Annotated in this window: 21 protein-coding genes and 2 tRNA genes; 3 read left to right on the plus strand and 20 right to left on the minus strand. The window is 70.8% G+C overall.

Annotated features, from left to right (window positions below):
* Positions 1-72: 72 nt before the first annotated feature.
* The 10 genes from OG737_RS09035 to OG737_RS09080 all read right to left on the minus strand — a co-directional run bounded on the left by OG737_RS09035 (position 73) and on the right by OG737_RS09080 (position 8673).
* Positions 73-834 carry a hypothetical protein gene (locus OG737_RS09035; protein WP_405921392.1) on the minus strand — a complete coding sequence of 254 codons (762 nt, stop codon included), beginning with the start codon at positions 832-834 and terminating at the stop codon, positions 73-75.
* A 142-nt stretch (positions 835-976) separates the two neighbouring features.
* Positions 977-3847 carry a leucine--tRNA ligase gene (leuS, locus tag OG737_RS09040; RefSeq protein ID WP_328925686.1) on the minus strand — a complete coding sequence of 957 codons (2871 nt, stop codon included), beginning with the start codon at positions 3845-3847 and terminating at the stop codon, positions 977-979.
* A gap of 257 nt (positions 3848-4104) precedes the next feature.
* Positions 4105-4177 (minus strand) — tRNA-Ala (locus OG737_RS09045).
* 132 nt (positions 4178-4309) lie between these two features.
* Positions 4310-4543 (minus strand): hypothetical protein, encoded by a 234-nt coding sequence (locus OG737_RS09050; RefSeq protein ID WP_008738908.1) that lies wholly within the window; start codon positions 4541-4543, stop codon positions 4310-4312.
* Positions 4544-4687: 144 nt separating this feature from the next.
* A tRNA-Ala gene (locus OG737_RS09055) sits at positions 4688-4760 on the minus strand.
* A gap of 135 nt (positions 4761-4895) precedes the next feature.
* Positions 4896-5552, minus strand: a complete 657-nt coding sequence (locus OG737_RS09060; protein ID WP_328930266.1) for a histidine phosphatase family protein — start codon at positions 5550-5552, stop codon at positions 4896-4898.
* Positions 5549-5995, minus strand: a complete 447-nt coding sequence (gene rsfS, locus OG737_RS09065; protein ID WP_328925687.1) for a ribosome silencing factor — start codon at positions 5993-5995, stop codon at positions 5549-5551. The genes OG737_RS09060 and rsfS overlap by 4 nt, the downstream gene beginning before the upstream one ends.
* 129 nt (positions 5996-6124) lie before the next feature.
* Positions 6125-7801: an LCP family protein gene (locus OG737_RS09070; protein ID WP_328925688.1), complete on the minus strand. Its 1677-nt coding sequence runs from the start codon at positions 7799-7801 to the stop codon at positions 6125-6127.
* 24 nt (positions 7802-7825) lie between these two features.
* Positions 7826-8443: a nicotinate-nucleotide adenylyltransferase gene (nadD, locus tag OG737_RS09075; protein WP_328925689.1), complete on the minus strand. Its 618-nt coding sequence runs from the start codon at positions 8441-8443 to the stop codon at positions 7826-7828.
* 62 nt (positions 8444-8505) lie between these two features.
* Complete coding sequence (locus OG737_RS09080; RefSeq protein ID WP_328925690.1) at positions 8506-8673, minus strand: hypothetical protein; 168 nt, start codon at positions 8671-8673, stop codon at positions 8506-8508.
* A gap of 140 nt (positions 8674-8813) precedes the next feature.
* Here OG737_RS09080 and OG737_RS09085 point away from each other — a divergent pair, with 140 nt between their 5' ends.
* A complete protein-coding gene (locus OG737_RS09085) occupies positions 8814-9902 on the plus strand; it encodes a M48 family metallopeptidase (RefSeq protein WP_328925691.1) in 1089 nt (362 codons plus the stop codon).
* On the opposite strand, the gene OG737_RS09090 is transcribed toward OG737_RS09085, so the two are convergent.
* The 7 genes from OG737_RS09090 to OG737_RS09120 all read right to left on the minus strand — a co-directional run bounded on the left by OG737_RS09090 (position 9886) and on the right by OG737_RS09120 (position 16264).
* Entirely contained in the window at positions 9886-11031 is a 1146-nt protein-coding gene (locus tag OG737_RS09090) for a hypothetical protein (RefSeq protein WP_328925692.1), read from the minus strand. The two genes, OG737_RS09085 and OG737_RS09090, sit on opposite strands and share 17 nt — an antisense overlap.
* Before the next feature lie 68 nt (positions 11032-11099).
* A complete protein-coding gene (locus tag OG737_RS09095; RefSeq protein WP_328925693.1) occupies positions 11100-11651 on the minus strand; it encodes a hypothetical protein in 552 nt (183 codons plus the stop codon).
* A gap of 77 nt (positions 11652-11728) precedes the next feature.
* Positions 11729-13006, minus strand: coding sequence for a glutamate-5-semialdehyde dehydrogenase (locus OG737_RS09100; protein ID WP_328925694.1), 1278 nt, complete (start codon positions 13004-13006; stop codon positions 11729-11731).
* Positions 13007-13138: 132 nt separating this feature from the next.
* On the minus strand, positions 13139-13582 hold the full coding sequence (locus OG737_RS09105; RefSeq protein WP_328925695.1) for a hypothetical protein: 444 nt from the start codon (positions 13580-13582) through the stop codon (positions 13139-13141).
* Between the two features lie 60 nt (positions 13583-13642).
* On the minus strand, positions 13643-14770 hold the full coding sequence (gene proB / locus OG737_RS09110) for a glutamate 5-kinase (protein WP_328925696.1): 1128 nt from the start codon (positions 14768-14770) through the stop codon (positions 13643-13645).
* A gap of 76 nt (positions 14771-14846) precedes the next feature.
* Positions 14847-15272 (minus strand): GtrA family protein, encoded by a 426-nt coding sequence (locus tag OG737_RS09115; protein WP_328925697.1) that lies wholly within the window; start codon positions 15270-15272, stop codon positions 14847-14849.
* Positions 15269-16264 (minus strand): glycosyltransferase family 2 protein, encoded by a 996-nt coding sequence (locus tag OG737_RS09120; RefSeq protein WP_405921393.1) that lies wholly within the window; start codon positions 16262-16264, stop codon positions 15269-15271. Before OG737_RS09120 ends, OG737_RS09115 begins: the two co-directional genes overlap by 4 nt.
* 177 nt (positions 16265-16441) lie before the next feature.
* Between OG737_RS09120 and OG737_RS09125 the strand changes: the two genes are divergently transcribed.
* Positions 16442-19312 (plus strand): CDP-glycerol glycerophosphotransferase family protein, encoded by a 2871-nt coding sequence (locus tag OG737_RS09125; protein WP_405921394.1) that lies wholly within the window; start codon positions 16442-16444, stop codon positions 19310-19312.
* Complete coding sequence (locus OG737_RS09130; protein ID WP_328925700.1) at positions 19309-20481, plus strand: glycosyltransferase; 1173 nt, start codon at positions 19309-19311, stop codon at positions 20479-20481. The genes OG737_RS09125 and OG737_RS09130 overlap by 4 nt, the downstream gene beginning before the upstream one ends.
* 76 nt (positions 20482-20557) lie before the next feature.
* On the opposite strand, the gene galE is transcribed toward OG737_RS09130, so the two are convergent.
* From galE to obgE, 3 genes are all read right to left on the minus strand, one after another.
* Positions 20558-21571, minus strand: coding sequence for a UDP-glucose 4-epimerase GalE (gene galE, locus OG737_RS09135; RefSeq protein ID WP_328925701.1), 1014 nt, complete (start codon positions 21569-21571; stop codon positions 20558-20560).
* A 46-nt stretch (positions 21572-21617) separates the two neighbouring features.
* Positions 21618-23234 (minus strand): glycosyltransferase family 2 protein, encoded by a 1617-nt coding sequence (locus OG737_RS09140; RefSeq protein ID WP_328925702.1) that lies wholly within the window; start codon positions 23232-23234, stop codon positions 21618-21620.
* Between the two features lie 70 nt (positions 23235-23304).
* A complete protein-coding gene (gene obgE, locus OG737_RS09145; RefSeq protein ID WP_328925703.1) occupies positions 23305-24750 on the minus strand; it encodes a GTPase ObgE in 1446 nt (481 codons plus the stop codon).
* Between the last annotated feature and the right edge of the window lie 33 nt (positions 24751-24783).

Genomic DNA, 24783 nt, shown 5'->3' on the forward strand with positions numbered 1-24783 from the left:
GGGTCGGCAGCCTGGGCTCCCCGTCGGGCCCGCCGCCGGGCTCCCGTCGGCGTGCCGGGCCCACGGGGCGCGTCAGGTCGTGCTCTCCGGGCGCGGCGTCTTCTGCCAGGGGTACGGAGTCGTCGGCGCGGCCTGGTTCAGCGCCGCCGGCCGGGGCTCCGCGCCCCACCCGCCCGCATCCCGAGCCTGCCCCGGGCCCGCCGCCGGGCCCGCCGCGGGCCCTGCCGTCCCCGGCGTCTGCGCCGCGTCCCACTCCGCGGCCGCCGCCGTCAGATCGTCCACCGACTCACGGGACCAGTCCCGCAGCGCACCGGACTCGACCTCGATCTGCTCCGACAGGGCGGACAGGTCGTCGGAGGCGAACCGCCGGGCACGGTCTCGCGCGGCCCACCGCAGCGAGTCCGCCGCCTGCGTGATCTTGGCCGTGCGCTCCCGCAAGCCGGGCAGGCCCTCGGCGATCCGCTGCCGGTCCGGCTCCTGCTCCAGCCGCTTCAGCTCGGCGTCCAGCTCGTGCCCGTGCTCGCTCAGCCGCTCGAACAGCCCGATGGACTCCTTCAGCGAGGCATCCGTCCGGACCCCGGCGTACAGCGCCTCCTGCGTGGCCCGCATCGACGTCCGCAGATCGAGCCGCAGCTGCGCCAGCGCCCCCGCGACCCCGACCTGGCCGAAGCTCTTCGCCCTCAGGGTGGTGTCCTCCACCGTCCGGCGGGCTTGCGTGATCGTACGGTCCACACCGCGCTTGGCCGCCCGCACCACCTTGGTGGTGACATACACACCCAGGCCCAGGAAGGCGAAAAGCACCATCAGCGCGAAGATGATCAACGCGGCCTCCATGAGTGTCCCTTCCCCAGTTCCCGCAGCTCTTTTTCCGTCCCCTCCACCGTAAACGCCACGGGCAGGTCGGGGGTTCCAATCGAACCCCCAACCTGCCCGTACGGGATGTCCCCCATGCCTGTCCCCTCAAGGACGGGCGACGTCAGATGACGATGTTCACCAGCTTCGGGGCGCGCACGATGACCTTGCGGATCTCCGCACCGCCCAGCGCCGCGACCACACCCTCATCGGTGACGGCCAGCTGCTCCAGCTCCGCGTCCGAGATCGTCGGCGGCACCTCCAGGCGCGCCTTGACCTTGCCCTTGACCTGCACCACGCACGTCACGCTCTCGTCCACGACGTACGCCGGGTCCGCGACCGGGAAGTCCTGGTGGACCACCGAGTCGCTGTGGCCCAGGCGGTGCCACAGCTCCTCCGCGATGTGCGGGGCCAGCGGGGCGACCAGCCGCACGAGCGCCTCGGCGACCAGGCGCTCCAGCGGCCGCCCGGCCTTCGTCAGGGCGTTGTTCAGCTCGGTGATCTTCGCGATGGCCGTGTTGAAACGCAGCCCCGCCATGTCCGAGCCGGCCCCGTCGACGGCCTTGTGCAGCGCGCGCAGCGTGTCCTCGCCCGGCTCCCCGTCGACGACGGTGACCTGGCCGGTCTCCTCGTCCACGATGTTGCGCCACAGGCGCTGCAGCAGCCGGTACTGGCCGACCACGGCCCGGGTGTCCCACGGGCGCGAGACGTCCAGCGGACCCATCGCCATCTCGTACAGGCGCAGGGTGTCCGCGCCGTACTCCTCGCAGATCTCGTCGGGCGTGACGGCGTTCTTCAGGGACTTGCCCATCTTGCCCAGCTCGCGCTTGACCGGCTCGCCCTCGAAGAAGAACTTGCCGTCCCGCTCCTCGACCTCCGTCGCGGAGACCGGGAAGCCGCGCTCGTCGCGGTACACGTACGCCTGGATCATGCCCTGGTTGTACAGCTTGTGGAACGGCTCGACCGAGGAGACGTGCCCCAGGTCGAACAGCACCTTCGACCAGAAGCGGGCGTACAGCAGGTGCAGCACCGCGTGCTCGGCGCCGCCCACGTACAGGTCGACGCCGCCGTGCGGCTGACCCTCGCGCGGGCCCATCCAGTACTGCTCGATCGCCGGGTCGACCAGCGCCTCGGAGTTGTTCGGGTCCAGGTAGCGCAGCTCGTACCAGCAGGAACCGGCCCAGTTCGGCATGGTGTTGGTCTCGCGCCGGTAGCGCTTGACGCCCTCGCCGCGGCCCAGGTCCAGTTCGACCTCGACCCAGTCCGCCTTGCGGGACAGCGGGGTCTCCGGCTTCGAGGCGGCGTCGTCGGGCTCGAAGGTGCGCGGCGAGTAGTCCTCGACCTCCGGCAGCTCCAGCGGCAGCATCGACTCGGGCAGCGGGTGCGCGACGCCGTCCTCGTCGTAGACGATCGGGAAGGGCTCGCCCCAGTAGCGCTGACGGCTGAACAGCCAGTCGCGCAGCCGGAAGTTGACGGTGCCCTCACCGATGCCGCGCTCGGCCAGCCAGTCGGTGATCGCGGCCTTGGCCTCGACGACGCCCAGGCCGTCCAGCGCGATGCCCTCGCCGGTGGAGTTGACCAGCGCGGCGTCGTACGAGACGAACGCGTCGTCCCACTCCGCCGGGTCGGTGCCCCGCCCGTCGCCGGGCTGTACGACGCAGCGCATCGGCAGCTCGAAGGCGCGCGCGAACTCGAAGTCGCGGCTGTCGTGCGCCGGAACGGCCATGATCGCGCCGGTGCCGTAGCCCATCAGCACGTAGTCGGCGATGAAGACCGGGACCTTCGCGCCGCTGACCGGGTTGGTCGCGTACTCACCGGTGAAGACGCCGGTCTTGTCCTTGGCCTCGGCCTGGCGCTCGACGTCCGACTTCGAGGCGGCCTGCTTGCGGTACGCCGTGACGGCGTCGGCCGGCGTGGCGTGCCCGCCGGTCCACACGTCGTGCGTGCCCTCGGGCCAGGCGGCCGGGATGAACTTGTCCACCAGCGGGTGCTCGGGCGCCAGCACCATGTAGGTGGCGCCGAACAGGGTGTCCGGGCGGGTGGTGAAGACGGTGACCGCCTGGTCGCCCAGCGGGAAGTCGACGCGCGCGCCCTCGCTGCGGCCGATCCAGTTCCGCTGCTGCAGCTTGATGGCCTCGGGCCAGTCCAGCGCGTCCAGGTCGTCCAGCAGCCGGTCCGCGTACGCGGTGATGCGCATGTTCCACTGGCTCAGCTTGGCCTTGAAGACCGGGAAGTTGCCGCGCTCGGACCGGCCGTCCGCGGTGACCTCTTCGTTGGCCAGTACGGTGCCCAGCCCGGGGCACCAGTTGACGGGCGCGTCCGAGGAGTACGCCAGCCGGTACTCGTTCAGTACGTCGGCCCGCTCGCCCGCGGTCAGCTGCGCCCACGCGCGGCCTCCGGGGACCTCACGGGTACCGTCCTCGAACTCGGCGACCAGCTCGGCGACCGGCCGGGCCTTCTTCGCGTCCGCGTCGTACCAGGAGTTGTAGATCTGCAGGAAGATCCACTGCGTCCACTTGTAGTAGTCCGGGTCGATCGTCGCGAAGGAGCGGCGCTTGTCGTGGCCCAGGCCCAGCCGGCGCAGCTGGAGCTTCATGTTCTCGATGTTCGCCTCGGTCGACACGCGCGGGTGCGTGCCGGTCTGCACGGCGTACTGCTCGGCCGGCAGGCCGAAGGCGTCGAAGCCCAGGGTGTGCAGGACGTTGTGGCCGGTCATCCGCTGATGGCGGGCGAAGACGTCGGTGGCGATGTATCCGAGCGGGTGGCCGACGTGCAGGCCCGCACCGGAGGGGTACGGGAACATGTCCATGATGAACTTCTTGGGCCGTGCGACCACCGCGGGGTCCCCGGCCAGGTCACCGGTCGGGTTCGGGGCCTCGTACGTGCCCTGCGCGTCCCATACGTCCTGCCAGCGTGCCTCGATGTCGGCGGCCATGGCAGCCGTGTAACGGTGCCCCTCGGCCGCCTCGGGGGCCGGGGTGTTCGTCTCGCTCATGATTTCTGAAGCTCCATCGATCGTCTCTGCCGTCTCTGCCTGCCCAAACGAAAAAACCCCTCGCACAGGAGGGGACGCCGCGCCGATGCCGACCGTCTCGAAGGGTCGGTACTGATCAGCGCGGCTCGGTAAGCAGAAGGCGTACGGCACGCATGGCGTCAGGGTACCGCAGCAGTCCCGGCCGACGCTCGGCCGTTCCGAACGGTGGGCACAACGAGAAGCGGGCCACCCGATCCGGGTGGCCCGCTTCTTCACTGTGGAGCTAAGGAGAATTGAACTCCTGACCTCCTGCATGCCATGCAGGCGCTCTACCAACTGAGCTATAGCCCCTTGTCTTGCCTGCCGCTTCGGGCTTCCGTTTCCGGTTCCCCTTGGCGACGTCCCAAACATTACACGGTCATGGCCCTGGTCCAAAAATCGGTTTCCGTCGACCGCAGGCCATGTCCGATTTAACCTATTCCGTCACGCTCTTGCGAACTGATAGAACCGCTTGAGCGTGCAGTGCTCGTCGAGCAGCCGGCCGTAGATCGGCTCCCCCTCCAGCTCACGGTACGTCTCGATCGGGTCGCCTTTTATGATCAGCGCCCGCGCGCATTCCTCGCACCAGTACTGGTAGTCGGGGTTGACCGGGTCCATGTCCCGCACGATCGGCGTGCCGTTGTTGCACCAGTCGCACCTGCGCCGGTGTGCACCCATCCGTCAGCGACTCCCTCCCGCATCGGGCCGTCGTCTCCCCCCTCCGGCTTTCCGATTCTGCCATGCCGGTGCGGGCCAGGTCAGCAAACGCAAAAGGGGCAAAAACAAGGATCCCGCCCCCTGTTGGGGACGGGATCCTGATTGTGGAGCTAAGGAGAATTGAACTCCTGACCTCCTGCATGCCATGCAGGCGCTCTACCAACTGAGCTATAGCCCCGCTCTCCGCTGCGCTCCCCCCGTCTCCGGTGTTCCGCGCTGCGAACAAGAAGAACTCTAGCCTGTGACCAGCCGGAAAGTGAAATCCGGGTGGCAGCCCCGGCGGGGACCGCCGAACGACCAGCGCAGGAGCCGCTCAGTCGTCGTCGCCGAGCACCGGTTCCGGCAGCGTGCCGGCATTGTGCTCCAGCAGACGCCAGCCGCGCGCGCCCTCACCGAGGACGGACCAGCAGCAGTTGGAGAGCCCGCCCAGGCCCTCCCAGTAGTACGACTCCAGGCCCAGCAGGCGGCCGATGGTCGTACGGATGGTGCCGCCGTGGCTGACGACGACGAGCGTTCCGCTCTCCGGCAGCCGGCCGGCGTGCTCCATCACCACGGGCGCGGCGCGGTCGGCGACCTCGGTCTCCAGCTCGCCGCCACCCCGGCGGACCGGCTCGCCGCGCTTCCACGCCGCGTACTGCTCGCCGTACTTCCCCAGGATCTCGTCGTGCGTGAGGCCTTGCCACTCACCGGCGTAGGTCTCGCGCAGCGCCGCGTCGTGCGCCACGGGCAGCCCCGTGACGGCGGCCAGCTCCGCGGCCGTGGCGGCGGCACGCCGGAGGTCGGAGGCCACGATGGCGTCCGGCTTCAGCGAGGCGAGCAGCCGCGCGGAGCGGCGCGCCTGCGCCACTCCGGTCTCGGTCAGCTCGATGTCCGTGGAGCCCTGGAAGCGCCGCTCCAGGTTCCACGAGGTCTGGCCGTGCCGCCAGAGGACGATCTTCCTGCTGGACTTCCCCGAGGTGGTCGTACTCAGAACAGATCACCGTCCAGATCGTCGTCGCCGGCCGCCTCACGCAGCTTGGCGTGCTCCTCGGCCTTGCCGATGGTGAGCTTGGCGTCCTCGGGAAGCTCGATCTCGGGGCAGTCCTTCCACAGGCGCTCCAGCGCGTAGAAGACCCGCTCCTCGCTGTGCTGGACGTGGACGACGATGTCGACGTAGTCGAGCAGGATCCAGCGGGCGTCGCGGTCGCCCTCGCGGCGCACCGGCTTGGCGCCGAGCTCCTTGAGCAGGCGCTCCTCGATCTCGTCCACGATCGACTTGACCTGGCGGTCGTTGGGCGCGGAGGCGAGCAGGAAGGCGTCGGTGATCGACAGCACGTCGCTGACGTCGTACGCGATGATGTCGTGCGCGAGCCGGTCGGCCGCGGCCTGGGCGGCGGTGGTGATGAGCTCGATGGAGCGGTCCGTGGCGGTCACTGGCCATGCTTTCGGGTTGGCGGGCAGATCCATACAAGGGTCTCATGTACCGCCGTCACCGCCCGCGCGGAATGTTCCGCGCGGGCGAAGCCACATGTCAGAGCCGGGTCAGGGCGCCCCGACAACGCCTCAGGACGCCTTGAAGTCCTTGCCGAGGATCACCACGACGTCCGCGTTCACCACGTTCTCCGCCTTCTTCACGACGGTCTCCGGCAGCCCCAGCGTCTTGGCGACCTCGATCGCCCGGTCCCGCTGGGAGTCGTCCTGGTACGTGATCTGCGAGGCCGCCGCGGTCTTGTCCGCCTTGCCGCCGTCGACGAAGTCGTAGCCGCCGTTGAGCAGCGCCGCCCGCGCCGCGACCTGCGTCTTCTCGTCGCCGGTCGCGTCCTTGAGGCCGACGCGCGGGGCCGCGCCGGGCTGCGCCGCGCCGACGGAGCCGCCGAGGACCTCCTTGACGACCTTCTTCGTGGCGTCGTCCGTCAGGCCGCCGTCCGGCTTCACCCCCAGGACGTCGGTGCGGTACGCGCCCACCTTGGCGTGCGCGCCGAGCCGGGACAGCAGGGCACCGAGCGTCTGCGCGTTCAAGGCCGGGTCGAGGATCTGGCCCATGCTCTCGACCGTGAGCGCGGCCGCCTTCGGGTCGCTCGGGACCTTGCGCAGGACCGCGTACAGCACCTTGCCCATGCGCTCCAGCTGCTTGGCCTCCGGTTCGCCCTGGGCGCGGTACGTGGCGTAGGCGACGGCCATCGGCCCGCTCAGGCTCTGCTTCTGGCCCTGCCCCACGGCCGGGGCCTTGGCCGCGTCGTCGGCCGGGACGGCGGTGTCGGTGTCGACCTCGATCCCGCCGACGAGCTCGACCAGGTTCTCCAGGAAGGGCGTGTCCAGGCGCCAGGTGCCGCCGATGTGCGTGCCGAGCACCGAGTCGAGTGCCTCGCGGGTGCCGAGGCCGCCTGCCTCGACCGCCTTGCCGAGGCCGGTGGCGGTCCCGTCGGCGCCGGACACGCCGAGGGTGTTGGGCAGTAGGACGGTGGCGCCCTGCTGGGCGGTGACGTTGTCGACGAGCAGCGCCGAGGAGGTGCCGCCCTTCTTGGTGTTGTGCAGGTGGACGACGATCATGTCGCGCTTCTGTGCCCCGGCGTCGGCGGCCGCGGGGGCCTTGCCGCGCCCGGGAGCGTCGAGGAAGGGCAGCTTGCCCGCGTACCAGAGGTAGCCCATGCCGCCGACGACGAACAGGGCGAGGACGACGATCAGCGCCACCACCCGGTTGCGGCCGCGGCGGCGGGCCTCCTCGCGGCGCTCGGTCCGGCTCTCGGTGAACTTGAGCCAGTCGATGACGTCCTCGGAGTCCTCGTCAGGCTGGTCGATGAAGGCGAACATCTCGGTGCGGTAGTCCCGGCCCGCCTCGCGCTCGCGCTCGGGCTCGGCCTCGGGCCGCCGCGGTTCGGGGACCTGCGGCGTCCGCAGCCGCTCGGCCTCCGGCTCCGGTGCCATCTGCTCCGGGGACATCTGCTGCGGGATCCACTGCTGGGTCTGCTGCGTGTCGTACCCGTAGCCGGGGGCGGCGGGAGGCTGGGAGTACTGCTGCTGCCCGTATTCCTGGGCAGGCTGTTCGTAGTACTGCTGCTGCGGCTGTTGGCCGTAACCCTGCGCCTGGGCCTGGTAGTCGTAGCCGTACTGCTGCTGCCCGTACTCGGGGGCGGGCTGCGCGGGCGCCTGGCTGTACACCGGCCGCCCGTACGCGTCGTAGCCGACGAGCTGCTGCTCGTGGGCGGCGTACGGGTCGTACGGCTCCTGTCGGTCGTTCACCGCGGGGCCCCTCTCTCCGGAAGCTCAGGCTCCCCGGTACAGCTCACGCTTGTCGATGTAGCGCACCACGCCGTCCGGCACCAAGTACCAGACAGGATCACCCTTGGCGACCCGGGCACGGCAGTCCGTGGACGAAATGGCCAGGGCGGGCACCTCGACGAGGGAGACGCCGCCCTTGGGCAGCCCGTCGTCGGTGAGCACGTGGCCCGGCCGGGTGACCCCGATGAAATGGGCGAGCGAGAAGAGCTCGTCGGCGTTCCGCCAGGTCAGGATCTGGGCGAGCGCGTCGGCGCCGGTGATGAAGAACAGGTCGGCGTCGTCGTTCAGCGCCTTCAGGTCGCGCAGGGTGTCGATCGTGTACGTCGGCCCGCCGCGGTCGATGTCGATGCGGCTCACCGAGAACTGCGGGTTCGAGGCGGTGGCGATGACCGTCATCAGGTAGCGGTCCTCGGCGGGCGACACGGCCCGCTGCGACTTCTGCCACGGCTCGCCGGTCGGCACGAACACCACTTCGTCGAGGTGGAACAGGGCGGCCACCTCACTGGCGGCCACCAGGTGTCCGTGGTGGATCGGGTCGAATGTGCCGCCCATCACGCCGAGCCGGCGCTTGACCGGACCGGTAGGCATCTCCTGCTCTCCCATGAGCGCAGAGCCTACTGGCCCGGCGGTACCGGCGGCCTCGGCGAGAGTGCTAAATCACGGGCCTAGCGGTCGCGGTTCAGGCGGGTGGTGATCCACAGCATCAGGCACAGGACGAGGAACGCGCCGCCGCCGGTCACGTAGGGGTTGAGGCTGTCGTGGTTGCCGCCGTGCTGCTCGGCCCCCTCCGAGGCGAGGACGACCAGGTTGTGGGCGGTGGAGGAGAGGCTCATCAGGCAGGTACCTATCGAGTCGGGGAGCGGGCGGAGACTTCGCTCACATCGTATGCGGGGGCCTGGGGCACGCTCACGCCGACTCAGGCGTTGGAGAGGATAGACGCAAGTCCGGTCAGGCCGATCCAGGGGAGGGCGCTATGACGCAGACAGGATTCGAGAAGGTGCCGGCGCGGGACCGCAAGAGGTTTCCCGGCATCTCCTCACGCGCGTACGAGCATCCGGCGGACCGCTCGGCGCTGGTCGCGCTGCGCAAGCTGAGCGGCTTCGACACGGTGTTCAAGGCCCTGAGCGGGCTGCTTCCGGAGCGCAGTCTGCGGCTGCTGTTCCTGTCCGACACGGTGCGGGTGGGCGAGACGCAGTTCCCGCACCTGCACGAGATGCTCCGCGACGCCTGTTACATCCTGGACCTGGAGAAGGTCCCGCAGATGTACGTGCAGCAGGACCCGAAGCCCAATGCCATGTGCATCGGGCTGGACGAGCCGATCATCGTGGTGACGACGGGCCTGGTCGAGCTGCTCGACGAGGAGGAGATGCGGGCGGTGGTGGGCCACGAGGTGGGCCACGCGCTGTCGGGGCACTCCGTGTACCGCACGGTCCTGCTGTTCCTGACGAGTCTGGCGCTGAAGGTGGCGTGGATCCCGCTGGGCAACGTGGCGATCACCGCGATCGTGACGGCGCTGCGGGAGTGGTTCCGCAAGTCCGAGCTCTCCGCCGACCGGGCCGGGCTGCTGGTGGGGCAGGACGTGCAGGCCTCGATGCGCGGGCTGATGAAGATCGCGGGCGGCAACCACCTCCACGAGATGAATGTGGACGCCTTCCTGGCCCAGGCCGAGGAGTACGAGGCGAGCGGCGATCTGCGCGACTCCGTGCTGAAGATCCTGAACATGCTGCCCCGGACGCACCCCTTCACCACGGTGCGGGCGGCCGAGCTGAAGAAGTGGTCGGAGAACCGCGACTTCCAGCGGATCATGGACGGCCACTACCCGCGACGGGACGAGGACAAGGACACCTCGGTGACCGATTCCTTCCGGCAGTCCGCAGCGCACTACGCCGACTCGGTGCGTACCAGCAAGGATCCGCTGATGAAGCTGGTGGGCGACATCGCGGGTGGCGCGGGCGACCTGGGCGGCAAGCTCCGCGACAAGTTCACCGGCGCCGGTACGGGCGCCGGTACGGGTTCCGCCGGCGGCCCGGACGGCAAGGGCGGGGCTACGGAGCAGGGCTGACCGGGGTCGCCACGGGGCCCTCGGGCTGCGCGAGGACGCCGCACAGTCCGGCGGTGCGCCTCGAACGGCCGGTGGCGTAAGGGTCGCTCGCGGCGGGGCCCACGGTGGTCGGGCCGGCTCCGGCGAGGAGCGGGCGGAAGCCTGCGGCCGGGTCGCTGGAACATGCCTGCGGTCCGGCCATCACGTAGGCAGAGACCAGCTCCGCCCGCCGGGCGCCCAGGTCCTCCCGGTCGAAGCGCAGCCGCAGCTCGCGCCGGATCGTGAAGAGCGAGGCGCCGTCCGCAGCGGCCGGGGCTCCGGTGGTGGGGCGTACGGCGTACACGAAGGTGTGATCGGTGGTCACCTCCAGCAAGTCGGGGGTGACCTCCTCGAAGGCGAGCAGGCCGCTCACGCGGACCCGGGAGTCGGCCACGACGGCGGTGCCCGGGTCGAAGCGGACCAGCCAGCCGGTGGCCGCGTGGCGGCCGTCGCCGGAGGGCGTGGTCATGCTGCGGTCGAACTGGGCGAGCTGGTCGGGGTCGAGCAGGACCCGCACCGGCCGGGAGGCGGTGCCGGCCAGGACGTCGGGGTCCAGCGAGGACTGCACCAGGTAATCCTTGGCGATGGACAGCGCGGTGACGACCTGGGCGTCGGTGAAGTGGTGCGTGCGGCGCACGGCCGGCAGGGTGATTCCGGCCGCCCCGACGCGGTAGTCGGCGGCGGGGCTGTTCGCGTACAGGTCGGAGGGCCGCCCGCCGGGCACGGTGGAGCTGGGCGCGAGCGGGACGACGGTGCTGTTGAACGGCTCGGCGGGACCGCCGGGCGGTGGCACGTACGGGTTGCGCAGCCCCAGGTAGACGGCGGCGGCGAAGGCCGTGGCGATGAGCAGCACGAGCAGCATGCCCTGCCGGGCACCACGGCCGGGGGTGCCGGTCCGGGAGCCGGGGCCGCCGGTCGACCAGAGGGAGCGGCTGCGGACGGCCCGGGCGTGCTCGCCCATGCGTTCCTGGGCGGAGTACTCCTGAAGGCGGGCAGCCCGGACGAAGTCCTCGTCGAACACGACCGAGCGGTATTCGTCCGACCGGAACTCGTCGTCACCGCCGCCGATGCCGTCGGGGGTGCCGTTGGGTGGATCTCCTGGTACGGCCATCGCTTCTCCCCGCTGTCCCCGCTTCAGAGAAGCCCCCAGCTCCTGGGTATGCGAGTGGGGTCGTACCTTCAGGGTTGGCGGTGGGAGGGGTACGTAAACGCACCGATGCCGGTGACTTCCTTCCGTGGGGTGCTGGCGGGCGCCGGGGCGGGGTCCGTCTCGCCCGCGGCGCTGCGGTAGACGGCGCTGAAGGCGAGGGCGACCATGCCGAGGCCCATCACGAAGGCGAGCACCCAGGCGACGGGACGGAGCCACGGCGAGCGGCCGCGGTAGGGGCGCAGACTGCCGCCGTAGGCCCCGTACGGGCCGTCGGCACTGCCGCTGCCTCGCTCGTACGCCCAGCCGTCGTCGTGGCCGTACCCCTCGGGGTGGCCGTATCCGTAGCTGTCGTAGTCGTCGTCGCCCGTCCATCCGCCGGCGACCGCGCGGGCGGCTTCGGCCTCCGCGCGTGCCCGGTCGGCCGCCCGCTGGCGCTCGGCGGCGCTCGGTTCATGGATCTCGGCGTTCCGGACGAAGTCCTCGTCGAACACCACGGAGGCGAAGTCCTTGTCCGCGCCTCCGCGGTCGTCGTCGGGCTCCCCGTCGTCCGGGAACGGCTTGCCCCCCACGTCGTCCGGCACAGGACCAGGGTAGACCTGGGGGGCTGCTTTGGGCAGGGCGTATGCCGAAATCCGGCCACCCCGTGTTCAGCCCTCGGTTACCGGATGTGACCGTCGCCGGTGACGATGTACTTGGTGGAGGTCAGTTCGGGCAGGCCCATCGGGCCCCGGGCGTGCAGTTTCTGGGTCGAGATCCCGATCTCGGCGCCGAAACCGAACTGGCCACCGTCCGTGAACCGGGTGGATGCGTTCACGGCAACCGTGGTCGAGTCGACCAGCTGGGTGAAGCGCCGGGCGGCGGCCTGCGAGGTGGTGACGATGGCCTCGGTGTGGCCGGATGTCCAGCGGCGGATGTGGGCGACGGCGTCGTCGAGGGAGTCCACGACACCGGCGGCGATGTCGTAGGAGAGGTACTCGGCGGCCCAGTCCTCGTCCGTGGCGGGCAGGGCGGTGGCCTTGGTGCCCTCGGCGGCGGCGAGCACCCGGGCGTCGCCGTGGACGGTCACACCGGCGTCGGCGAGGGCGTCGAGGGCGCGCGGCAGGAAGGCGTCGGCGATGTCGCGGTGGACGAGGAGGGTCTCGGCCGAGTTGCAGACGGAGGGCCGCTGGGCCTTGGAGTTGACGAGGATGTCCACAGCCATGTCCAGGTCGGCCTGGGCGTCGACATAGACGTGGCAGTTGCCGGTACCGGTCTCGATGACCGGGACGGTGGACTCCTCGACCACGGTCCTGATGAGGGAGGCTCCGCCGCGCGGGATGAGCACGTCGACGAGGCCGCGGGCGCGCATCAGCTCGCGGACGGAGTCGCGGGACTCGCCGGGGACGAGCTGGATCGCGTCGGCGGGCAGGCCGGCGCTTTCGACGGCGTCCCGCAGGATGGCGACGAGGGCGGTGTTGGAGGCGTAGGCGGAGGAGGAGCCGCGCAGGAGGACCGCGTTGCCGGACTTCAGGCAGAGGGCGGCGGCGTCGACGGTGACGTTGGGGCGTGCCTCGTAGATGATGCCGACGACGCCGAGCGGGACGCGGATCTGGCGGAGGTCGATGCCGTTGGGGAGGGTGCTGCCGCGAACGACTTCGCCGACGGGGTCGGGGAGGGCGGCGACGTCCCGTACGTCGGAGGCGATGGCGGCGACCCGCTCGGGGGTGAGGGTGAGGCGGTCGATGACGGTCTCGCTGGTGCCGGCGGCACGGGCCTTGCCGGTGTCGACGGCGTTGGCCTCGATGATCTCGGCCGTACGGGCCTCCAGCGCGTCGGCGATCGCCAGCAGGGCCGTGTCCTTGGCGGACCGCGGGAGGGGAGCGATGACGGCGGCGGCCGTACGGGCGGCGCGGGCCGTTGCGAGGACGGGCGAGGTGGCGGCATCGAGCGAGGTCATGCCGCCCAGGGTAATCCCCGGCCGTGGCCGTGCCGACGGGGTTCCACCCCGCGAGACGGCCTCCGCGGCCTGCCGCTGTGCGGGCCGCGGCGGTGCGGACGGCACGGGCGGCACGGCGGCGGGGCGGCGCGGTCAGTAGGGGTGCACTCCGACGGGGTGGGCCGGGGGCGGGCCGTAGCCTTCGGCCACCCGCTGGTGGTAGGTGGCGCGGTCGATGACCTCCAGGCCGACGATCTCCCACGGCGGGAGCTGCGCCGAGGAGCGGTGTTCGCCCCACAGGCGCAGGGCGACGGCCGCCGCGTCGTGGAGGTCGCGCGCCTCCTCCCAGTAGCGGATCTCCGCATGGTCGTCGGCGTACCGGCTGGTCAGCAGGAAGGGGTGGTCGTGGGCCAGTTGTTCCAGCCCTCGCCGGACCTCGGACAGCGACGCCGGTTTGCCGGAGACGCTCAGGGTCACGTGCCACAGGCGGGAATCCGTGGCCCGGTCGTCCCGTCCCTCTTCGCCGCCGTCACCGTCGCCCGGCCCGACGCTGGTCAGCGCTCGCCTCACCAGTCGCCTCCTGTCTCCGCCGCGCATGTCGCCCGCCCCTCACAGTTGACCAGTCCACGGGCCCCCGCGCGGCGGTTTTACCTAACCTCAGCCCTGGAGCAGCACCAGATCGTCCCGGTGGACGACCTCTCGTTCGTACGCGGATCCCAGTTCCCGCGCGAGCTCTCGGGTGGAGCGGCCGAGGAGCTGGGGGAGCTCCTTGGCGTCGAAGTTGACCAGGCCCCGGGCGACCGCCCGGCCGTCGGTGGCCCGCAGTTCGACGGGGTCCCCGGCGACGAAGTCGCCCTCGACCGCCGCGATGCCCGCCGGCAGCAGCGAGCTTCCGCGCTCCGTGACGGCGCGCACCGCCCCGTCGTCGAGTACGAGGTGTCCCTGCGGGGTCGACGCGTGCTGGAGCCAGAGCAGCCGGTCCGCCGAGCGGCGACCGGTGGAGTGGAAGAACGTGCCGGTACCCCGGCCGGCCAGGGCGTCCGCGGCCTGGCTCGCGGAGGTCAGTACGACCGGGATCCCGGCGGCCGCCGCGATCCGCGCCGCCTCGACCTTGGTGACCATGCCGCCGGTGCCCACGCCCGCCTTGCCCGCGCTGCCGATGGTGACGTGCGCGATGTCCTCCGGGCCGCGGACCTCCTCGATGCGGGTGGTGCCGGGCAGCGACGGGTCGCCGTCGTAGAGGCCGTCCACGTCGGAGAGGAGGACGAGGAGGTCCGCGCGGACGAGGTGGGCGACCAGGGCCGCCAGGCGGTCGTTGTCGCCGAAGCGGATCTCGTCCGTGGCGACGGTGTCGTTCTCGTTGACGACGGGGAGGGCCCCCATCTCCAGGAGCTGGTCCAGGGTGCGGTACGCGTTGCGGTAGTGGGCGCGGCGGCTGGTGTCGTCGGTGGTCAGGAGCACCTGGCCGACGCGGACGCCGTACCGGGCGAAGGAGGCCGTGTACCGGGCGACGAGCAGTCCCTGTCCGACGCTGGCGGCGGCCTGCTGCCGGGCCAGGTCCTTGGGGCGGCGGCGCAGGCCGAGCGGGGAGAGTCCGGCGGCGATGGCTCCGCTGGAGACGAGGACGATCTCCTTCTCACCGCCGCTGCGGGCCTTGGCCAGGACGTCCACCAGCGCGTCCACGCGGTCGGCGTCGAGTCCGCCGGCCGCGGTGGTCAGGGAGGAGGAGCCGACCTTGACCACGATCCTGCGGGCGTCCACGACACCTTGCCTAGCCGCTGACACGTCTGTCCCCTTGCCCCTTGCCGAAATGCCTGCCACCTCAATCTACGGGGTGGTGGACAGCGGCCGCTCAGGGGTTTCAGACCGTGGACGAGGTCCTGGTCCGCTCCTGCTCCGCGGCCCGGGCGGCCCCGGGGACGAGGATCTTGCGGGAGAGCAGGAAGGTGAACGGGATGGCCACGACCGCCGCGACCAGCGGGGCGATCCGGGTGTCCATCCCGGCCCAGGTCACCAGGGCGTAGAGACCCGCCGACTGGATGACGTAGTTCGTGACGTTGGTCAGCGGAAAAAGAAGGAACTTCTTCCACGTCGGCCGGGTCCGGTAGGTGAAGTAGGTGTTCATGAAGAACGAGCCGACCATCGCCAGCACGAAGGCGAGGGAGTAGGCGGCGAAGTACGGCATCCACGGGTGCAGGAGCAGGTAGATGCCGAAGAAGGTGGCGGTGTTGACCCCGCCCACGAGGGCGAAGCGGACGATCTGGCCGAGCTGGTCCTTGCGGCTCATCGCGTGCTGCGCTCCGAGATCGTGGGCTCCGCCACTCGCGGCGCCCGGGCGGTGCGCGGGAGCGGGTCGGCGCCGTGTGCTTCCTTCACCAGGAAGTGCGGGCGGCGCTTGGTCTCGTAGTAGATGCGGCCGATGTACTCGCCGATCAGGCCCAGCATGATCATCTGTACGCCGCCGATGCCGGCGATCATCGCGACCAGGGTGACGTAACCGGGCGAGTCGACACCGTGGGTCATCGCCTTGATCGTGATCCACAGGGCGTACAGGCCGGTCAGCGCGACCAGCGACACGCCGAGCCAGATCCCGATCCGCAGCGGCCTGTTGTTGAAGGAGATCAGGCCGTCCATGCCGTAGTTCAGCAGGGAGCCGAACTTCCACTTCGTCTCGCCGGCCTCGCGCTGCGCGTTCTGGTAGTCGAAGTGGACCGTGTCGAAGCCGATCCAGGAGAACAGGCCCTTGGAGAAGCGGTTGTACTCCGGCAGCGACAGCAGCGCGTCCACGGCCGGGCGCGAGAGCATGCGGAAGTCGCCGACCCCGTCGGCGAGCTCGACGTCGACCCAGCGGTTCACGCCGCGGTAGTACAGCCGGCTGAGCGCGGAGCGGAGCTTCTTGTCTCCCTCGCGCGTGCGGCGGGCGATGATCTGGTCGTGACCCTGCCGGTAGAGGTCGAGCATGGTCGCGATGAGCTCCGGCGGGTGCTGCAGGTCCGCGTCCATGATCACGACGGCGTCGCCGGTGGCCTCGCGCAGACCGGCGAGCATGCCGGCCTCCTTGCCGAAGTTGCGGCTGAAGGAGACGTACCGGGTCTCCTTCCCGTGCTCGGCGGCGATCTTGCGCAGCTTGTCGAGGGTGCCGTCGCGGCTGCCGTCATCGACGTAGCAGACCTCGTACTCGACGGGCAGGGTGTCCAGGACCCTGCGGATCTCGACGTCGAAGCTGTCGATGACGGCCTCTTCGTTGTAGCAAGGGACAACTACGGACAGCTTCGTCATGAACACTTCCTGCTGGGTCCGAACGGGTGATTGTCGGCGACCGGACCCGCCACTCACCTCTTCCTTAGAAGTATGCACGGCGAGAGTGGGCCTGCCGGAGTCGAGGGCGGCACGCGGTAGCGTGGACGAGATAAGCGGAATGAGCTGAACGAAACGCAACGAAACGAAGGGATCGAGGTGCACGTGCCCGACGTCTCCGTGGTCGTCATCGTCTACAACGACGCAGAGCGTCTGTCGACAGCAGTCCAGTCGGTTTTGGACCAGGCCCTGCACGGGGTCGAAGTCGTGATCGTCGACGACTGCAGCAAGGACCGCTCGTACGCGGTCGCCCAGGAACTGGAGTCCGCGCACCCGGGGAGAGTGCGTGCCTTCCGGCTGCCCGAGAACAGCGGCGGCTGCGGCGCGCCCCGCAACCACGGCATCCAGCAGGCCACCGGCAAGTACGTCATGTTCCTGGACAGCGACGACGTACTGGAGCGCAACGCCTGCCGGAACATGCTGGACGCCGCCGAGCGCACCGGCTCCGACCTGGTATCGGGCATGTGCGTGCGCGTGCACCTCGACAACCGGTGGGGCAAGACCACCGAGTGGTACCCCTGGATCTACTCGCGCACGCGCACGCTGGAGTCGATCACCGACTTCCCCGACCTGCTGGTCTACGACACCCTCTCCACGAACAAGTGCTACCGGCGCGAGTTCCTGCTGGAGCAGGGCCTGGAGTTCCCGGTCGGCATCCACTACGAGGACCTGCTGTTCTCCGCCCAGGCGTACGTGGCCGCCCGCCGTATCACGCTGATCCCGAACCGCGTCTACTTCTGGAACGTGGTCGAGAAGTCCGCGGCGAAGTCGATCAGCAACCGGCGCCACGAGATCGCGAACTTCGTCCACCGGATGGAGATCCACCGGCGCGTCGACCAGCTGCTCGCGGCCAAGGGCCACACGGACATCAAGTCCGCGAAGGACGCCAAGTTCCTCAAGCACGACCTGGTCCTGCACCTGCGCGACCTGCCGCTGCTGAGCGACGAGTACCGCCAGGAGTTCGCCCGCCTCGCCAACGGCTACCTCGCGGGCATCGACCCGGCCGCGTACGAGAACGTCACCTACCTCCAGGCCATCTGCGCCTACCTGCTCGGCAAGGAGGACTGGGACAACCTGCTCCCGGCCGCCGACGCCATGACCAACAAGGGCCGGCTCTCCTCCTCCCTCGCGGAGCGCGACGGGCGCGTCTACTGGTGCGGGCAGCATCTCGACGACGCCGAGGCCCGCCGGATACTGGACGTCACCGAGCAGGGCTTCCACACCGCCCCGCTCGCCTCCCTCCAGCTGGGCAACCGCCTGACCTCGTACGAGGACGACGGGCGCGGCACCGTCACGCTGTCCGGCGCCGTCGTGAACCCGCTGGGCCGGATCCCGGCCGACGCGGAACTGAAGGCCTCGCTCGAATTCCGGGCCCGCCGGCAGATCGGCGTGCGCTCGTTCAGCTTCCCGGTGACGACCGTGCGCCACGCCGGTGACACGATCGAGTGGACCGGTACCGCCGACGTCGGCAGCACCGTCCGCCCCCTCGGCATCATCGACGCCGTCTGGGACGTCCGGCTGAAGCTGACCGCAGGGAACGACCGGGTCACCACCCGGGTGTCGGTCGGCGGTGTCGACCTGGAGTCGGCGGCCCGCCTGCGCGTGCGGCCCCGGCTGACCCGGCTGGTCTCCGACCGCTTCGAGCCGGAGGTCACCAAGAAGGGCAACCTCTCCTACGTCCTGACCGCCGAGAGCGCCGCCGCCGTCCGCACCCAGAGCCTGATCAACAACGCCATACAGGGCAGGACGGCGGGCGTGGTCAAGCGGGGCCTGCGCAAGGCCCTGCGGGTCCGCCGGAGCATGGGCTCCGGCGAGCAGAAGGTGAAGCTCTACCACGAGGTCTTCTCGAAGCTGCCGATCAAGAAGGGCACGGTCGTCTTCGAGAGCCACATGGGCAAGCAGTACAGCGACAGCCCGAAGGCGATCTACGAGGAGCTGGTCCGCCAGGGCGCCCCGTTCGAGGCGATCTGGTCGTACGCGGGTGCCAAGCCCACCGGCTTCCCCAAGGAGGCCACCCTGGTGCGGCGCTGGAGCTGGCCGTACCTGCGCGCCCTGGCCCAGGCCGAGTACTGGGTCGACAACCAGGGCTTTCCGCTGGCCCTCGCCAAGCGCCCGGGAACCACGTACATCCAGACCTGGCACGGCTCCGCGCTCAAGCGCATGGGCTTCCACGAGCCCCGCACCAAGGCGCAGGGCCGCGCGGGCCAGAAGCGCTTCCAGGCGGCCGTCGACCGCTTCGACCACTTCCTGATCCGGTCCGAGCACGACACCCGCACCCTCGCCAAGGGCTTCCGGCTGCGCGACGAGGTGCTGCTGCGCACCGGCTACCCGCGCAACGACGCCCTCGTCGAGGCGCAGCGCGCCGAGGCGGACAGCGGTGAGCGGGTACGCGGCCCCCTGGCGGCCGAACTCGGCATCGACCCGGACAAGAAGGTGCTGCTGTACGCGCCGACCTTCCGGGCCGGCGCGGACGGCGCGGTCGAGGGGTTCAGCTTCCCGTTCGACGTGGAGGAGTTCGCCGACCGGCTCGGCGACCGCTTCACGCTGCTGGTGCGGACCCACTACCTCAACAGCGTCTCGCTGCCGCCGTCGGTCGCGGGCCGGGTCATCGACGTGTCCCGGCACCACGACATCACCCCGCTGCTGGCCCTCGCCGACGGACTGATCACCGACTACTCGTCCGTGATGTTCGACTACGCGGTCCTGGACCGGCCGATGGTGTTCTTCGCGTACGACTACGAGAAGTACGCCAACGACATCCGCGGTACGTACTTCGACCTGAAGGAGAAGGCCCCGGGCCCGGTGGTGGCGACGGCGGACGAACTCCTGCAGGCCCTCGCCGCCTTCGAGGAGGCGGACGCCAAGTACGCGGAGGCGCGGCAGCGCTTCCTCACCGAATTCGGCGAGTACGACCGCGGGGACGCCGCCCGCCAGATCGTCGAGAAGTTCTTCACCAGGAGCGGCAAGTGAGCCAGCAGACCGCCACCCCGGGCGGCCGTGACATCTTCCTCGTCTCCAACAACGTCGACGAGCTCGGCGGCGTGACCACCTGGTCGCACCAGATGGCCCGGCTGTTCACCGAGCGCGGGCACCGGGTGCACATCGTCGGCATCGCCCCGGTCGCCGAGGAGGTCCGGCAGAAGCTCCCGCAGGACCTGCCATACGAGATGACCACGCTGTACGACGCCCACCCGCCGGCCGCGCGCCGGCTGCACGGGATCAAGGGCCGGCTGAACGCGCCCGAGCGGCGCCGCCAGGCGGCCCGGCGGGCGGGCATGCGGGCCAAGGCGGAGCGGCTGAGCGAGCTGCTGCGCGCCGCGCGCCCGGGCGGTGTCGTGATCGTCACCCAGGTCTGGGCGATGGAGTGGGTGGCGCTCGCCGACACCAAGGGACTCAGCGTCATCGGCATGAGCCACGAGTCCTTCCAGGCCAGCCAGAAGTCCACCCGCGGTGAGCGGGTCCGCCGCCACTACCCCGAGGTCGACCGGCTGCTGGTGCTGACGGCCGAGGACGCGGACCTGTGGATCCGGGCGGGCATGGAGAACGTCGGGAGCATGCCGAACCCGCTGCCCTTCATGCCGGACTCCCCCGCCCCGCGCACGGAGAAGGTCGTCGCGAGCGTCGGCCGCCTCGCCTTCGAGAAGGGCGTGGACCTGCTGCTCGACGCGTGGGCCGACGCCGCCCCGCACCACCCCGATTGGGTACTGCGGATCTACGGGGCGGGCCTGGAGGAGCCGACGCTGCGGGCGCACTGCACCTCGCTGGGGCTGGACGACTCCGTGGAGTGGATGGGCAGCACCGACGACGTGCTGGGCGCGCTGCGCGGGGCCTCGGTCTTCGCTCAGGCCTCGCGGGCCGAGGGCTTCCCGATCACGCTGCTGGAGGCGATGGCGGCGGGCGTGCCGGTGGCCGCCTTCGACTGCGCGCCGGGCGTACGGGAGATCGTCGAGCACGGTGAGGACGGGCTGCTGGCCCGGCTCGGCAACACGATGGAGCTGGCCGGGCACCTGGACGCGCTGATGTCGGACCGCGAGCTGCGCGACCGGCTCGGCGACACCGCCTTCCAGTCGGTCAAGCGGTACTCCAGCGCCGAGATCACCGACCGGTGGGAAGTCCTGTTCTCCTTCCTGGAGCGCTGAACACCCCACGGCACACGACGAAGCCGCCCGCCCCGGACACCTCCGGGCGGGCGGCTTCGTCGTGTGCCGCCCACGATCAGGGCTTGTGAACGTCCTTGTGCGCGATCTTGTGAGCAGCCTTGTTGGCTTCCCAGCCGGCCCACGCGGAGGTGACCATCTCTCGGACGTCGTGCCGGGCCTTCCAGCCCAGCTCGGCGGTGATCTTGTCGGCCGAGGCCACGACCTTCGCCGGGTCGCCTGCGCGGCGCGGGACGATCACCGGCGGGATGTCGTGCCCGGTGTGGGTGTTCAGGAGCTCGACCATCTCGGCGACCGAGACGCCTTCGCCGCGCCCGATGTTGACGGTGAGGTCCTTGTAGTCCCCGGCAGCCGCCCACTCGGCGAGCTTGCGGGCCGCCGCCACGTGGGCCTCCGCGAGGTCCTCGACGTGGATGTAGTCGCGGATGCAGGTGCCGTCCGGGGTCGGGTAGTCGTTGCCGAAGATCTTGGCGCCCTGGCCCGCGTCGTAGCGCTCGAAGACCATCGGGACCAGGTTGAAGACGCCGGTGTCGGCGAGCTCGGGGGTCGCGGCACCCGCCACGTTGAAGTAGCGCAGGCAGGCGGTGGCGATGCCGTGCGCCTTGCCGGCGGCGCGGATCAGCCACTCGCCGGCCAGCTTGGTCTCGCCGTACGGGCTCAGCGGCGCGCACCGGGTGTCCTCGGTGACCAGGTCCACGTCGGGCATGCCGTAGACGGAGGCGGAGGAGGAGAAGAGGACGTTGCGGATGCCCGCTTCGGCCACGGCCTGGAGCAGGACCGTCAGGCCCTGCACGTTCTCGTGGTAGTAGTACAGCGGCTTCTCGACGGACTCGCCGACCTGCTTCTTGCCCGCGAGGTGCACCACGCCGGTGATCTTGTGCTCGCGGAAGGTCTTCTCCAGGATCAGCCGGTCCAGGACCGAGCCGACCACCAGCGGTACGCCCTCGGGGACGCGATCCTCGTTGCCCGTGGAGAGGTCGTCGAGGACGACCACCTTCTCCCCCGCGAGCAGCATCGCCCGGACGACGTGCGCGCCGATGTATCCGGCGCCACCGGTGATCAGAAACGTCATGTGTATCTCCCTGGTCCTGTCCGATTTCGGTGTGAAAAGAGGGCCTTCAGCCCGTCCCGCGGCCTGCCCGAGCCCGGTGGAGGCGGTTGCGTACGAGGTAGAGCGCGCCCTCGGCGCCGGGCGCCAGGCGCAGCGCGAGGGCGCCGGCCCCCGTGCGGTACGGCTGCGCCAGCAGCACACCGTACCGGCTGCTGGGCAACGCCCGGCGGCGGAGCAGCCGGCCCCGGGGGCGCAGGGAGGTGAACGCGGAGGTGCCGTCGGCGCACTGCACGCCCACCGCGACGTTCCACGCCTGCATCCGGCGCAGCCCCTGCCGACGGCCCGTGACGGCCAGGTCGGCGAGGCGGAAGGGCAGCAGCGCGACCCACCCGCCCTTCTGGTCGGGGCGCAGTTCCACCGGCTGGGCCAGGACCGGGTCGCCGCCGGCCCGGGGCAGGAAGCGCAGCTGCGCGGTGAGCGGACCGGCCTCGGCGAGGCGCCCGTACAGGTCGTGCACGTGGATCCGGACGGCGCCCCGGCCGGCCGGCTCGGCGTCGACGGTGACGGGCAGTTCGGCCGTCGGCAGCGTGGCCAGGCCGTCGAGCTCGACCGGGAGCGCCTCGCTCCACACCGGCGTCCCGTCGGCGGCGGCCGCGTACGGGGGCAGCAGGCGCGGCGGCTCCGCGGCCAGCCGGGTGAGCCGCTCGATGTCGGCGGGCGGGGTCGCGGTGGCACGCAGCAACGCGACGATCCAGCGGGCGTGGGCCGCGGCGGACGCGATGTCGGCCTCGGCGAAGGTGTCGACGTACTCGCGGGTCAGCGTCCACCATGCGGCCTGGTACTCGGGGTCCCTGCCGAGCTCGCGCAGGTACATGCGCAGGTCGTACTCCAGGAACTTCACCTGGCAGGCGCTGCCCAGCACCGGGGAGGCGGCGGCGAGGGTCCTGGAGGCCGTGCGGTGGGCCTCGATGCGGGAGCGCCAGTTCGAGACGTCCTTGCGGTCCAGGGAGATCGACACCTGGGCCGCGCTGCGGCGCACGTGCCAGACGTAGACGAGGTCACCGATGACGGCGATCCGCGGGGCGGCGGCCAGGACCCGGGCGGTGAAGGCGAAGTCCTCGTAGACGAACCGGCCGTCGGGGAAGCGCAGGCCGTGCTTCTCCAGGAAGGCTCGGTCGTACAGCTTGTTGACGCAGAGGGTGTCCCGGACCAGCTCCGGGTGGTCCGCCGGCCGCTCGATGACGTCGCCGGGGGTGTAGAGCCCCGGCATCCACGGCACGTCGTGGTGCTGGGGCAGCTCGCGCCGCACGGCGGCGCCGACGGTGACCTGGGCGCGGTGCTCCTCCGCAGCGCGCACCAGGGCCTCGGCCGCGCTCGTCGGCAGGATGTCGTCGCTGTCGAGGAAGAGGACGTACGGGGCGGTCGCCACGGCGATCCCGTCGTTGCGCGGGGTGCCGCACCCTCCGCTGTTCTCCGTGCGGTGCACGACCTTGAGGCGGGGGTGTACGGCTGCCAGCTCGTCCAGCACCCGCGCGGTGCCGTCGGACGAGGCGTCGTTCACGGCGATGACCTCGGCGACCACCGGGCCCTGGGCGAGTGCCGAGGAGACGGCCTCGCCCACGAGCCCGGCGTCGTTGTACGCGATCACCACGACGGAAACGGTGGGGAGGTTGGTGCTGTTCACCCGAAGGATCCTAGGCGACCCGCGTAAGGACGCCTTCAATGCCGCCCGGGTGCCCTGCGGGGGAACGGGACTAGAACGGCCGGAACTCGTCGTACTCCTGCTGCGCCGAGTCGCCGCGCTTGGCTTCCTTCTCCTTGCGGCGCTGCGTGGCCGGGCGCGGAGCCTCCATGCGGTGGTCCTCGCCGCGGCGGCCCAGCATCTCGGCGCCGGCCATCATGGTCGGCTCCCAGTCGAAGACGACCGCGTTCTCGTCGGAGCCGATGGCCACGCCGTCGCCGGCCCGGGCGCCGGCCTTCCTCAGCGCGTCCTCGACGCCGAGGCGGTTGAGGCGGTCGGCGAGGTAGCCGACGGCCTCGTCGTTGTTGAAGTCGGTCTGGCGGACCCAGCGCTCCGGCTTCTCACCGCGCACGTTGTAGACGTCCTCGGCCTCGTCGTAGGTGACCGTGAAGCCGGCGTCGTCCACGGCCTTCGGGCGGATGACGATACGGGTCGCCTCCTCCTTCGGCTTGCGGGCACGGGCCTTGGCGATGCCCTCGGCGAGGAAGTAGGAGAGCTCCTTCAGCCCGGTACGGGCGACCGCGGAGACCTCGAAGACCTTGTAGCCGCGGGCCTCCAGGTCCGGGCGGACCATGTCGGCGAGCTCCTGGCCGTCCGGGATGTCGACCTTGTTCAGGACGACGAGGCGCGGGCGCTTCTCCAGGCCGCCGCCGTAGAGCTTGAGCTCCTCCTCGATGACGTCGAGGTCGGCGATGGGGTCGCGGTCGGACTCCAGCGTGGCGGTGTCCAGGACGTGCACGAGGACCGAGCAGCGCTCGACGTGGCGCAGGAACTCCAGACCCAGGCCGCGGCCCTGGCTGGCGCCGGGGATCAGGCCCGGGACGTCGGCGATCGTGTAGACGGTCGAGCCGGCCGTGACGACGCCCAGGTTCGGGACGAGGGTGGTGAAGGGGTAGTCCGCGATCTTCGGCTTGGCGGAGGAGAGCACCGAGATCAGCGAGGACTTGCCGGCGCTCGGGAAGCCGACGAGCGCCACGTCGGCGACGGTCTTGAGCTCCAGGACGATGTCGCCGGTGGTGCCGGGGACGCCGAGGAGCGCGAAGCCGGGGGCCTTGCGGCGGGCGGAGGAGAGCGCGGCGTTGCCGAGGCCGCCGCGGCCGCCCTCGGCGGCGACGTAGGTGGTGCCCTGGCCGACGAGGTCGGCGAGGACGTTGCCCTCCTTGTCGAGGACGACGGTGCCGTCCGGCACGGGCAGGACCAGGTCCTGGCCGTCCTTGCCGGAGCGGTTGCCGCCCTCGCCGGGCTTGCCGTTGGTGGCCTTGCGGTGGGGGCTGTGGTGGTAGTCCAGCAGGGTGGTGATCGCCTGCTCCACCACCAGGATGACGTCGCCGCCACGGCCGCCGTTGCCGCCGTCGGGGCCGCCGAGCGGCTTGAACTTCTCCCGGTGAACGGAGGCGCAGCCGTGGCCTCCGTTACCCGCGGCGACATGCAGCTCGACGCGGTCCACGAAGGTGGTCATGGTTGTTCCTCCAGTTACATGCGGGAATGTCCC

This window comes from Streptomyces sp. NBC_00122 (genome assembly GCF_045160845.1).
Classification (GTDB): Bacteria; Actinomycetota; Actinomycetes; order Streptomycetales; family Streptomycetaceae; genus Streptomyces.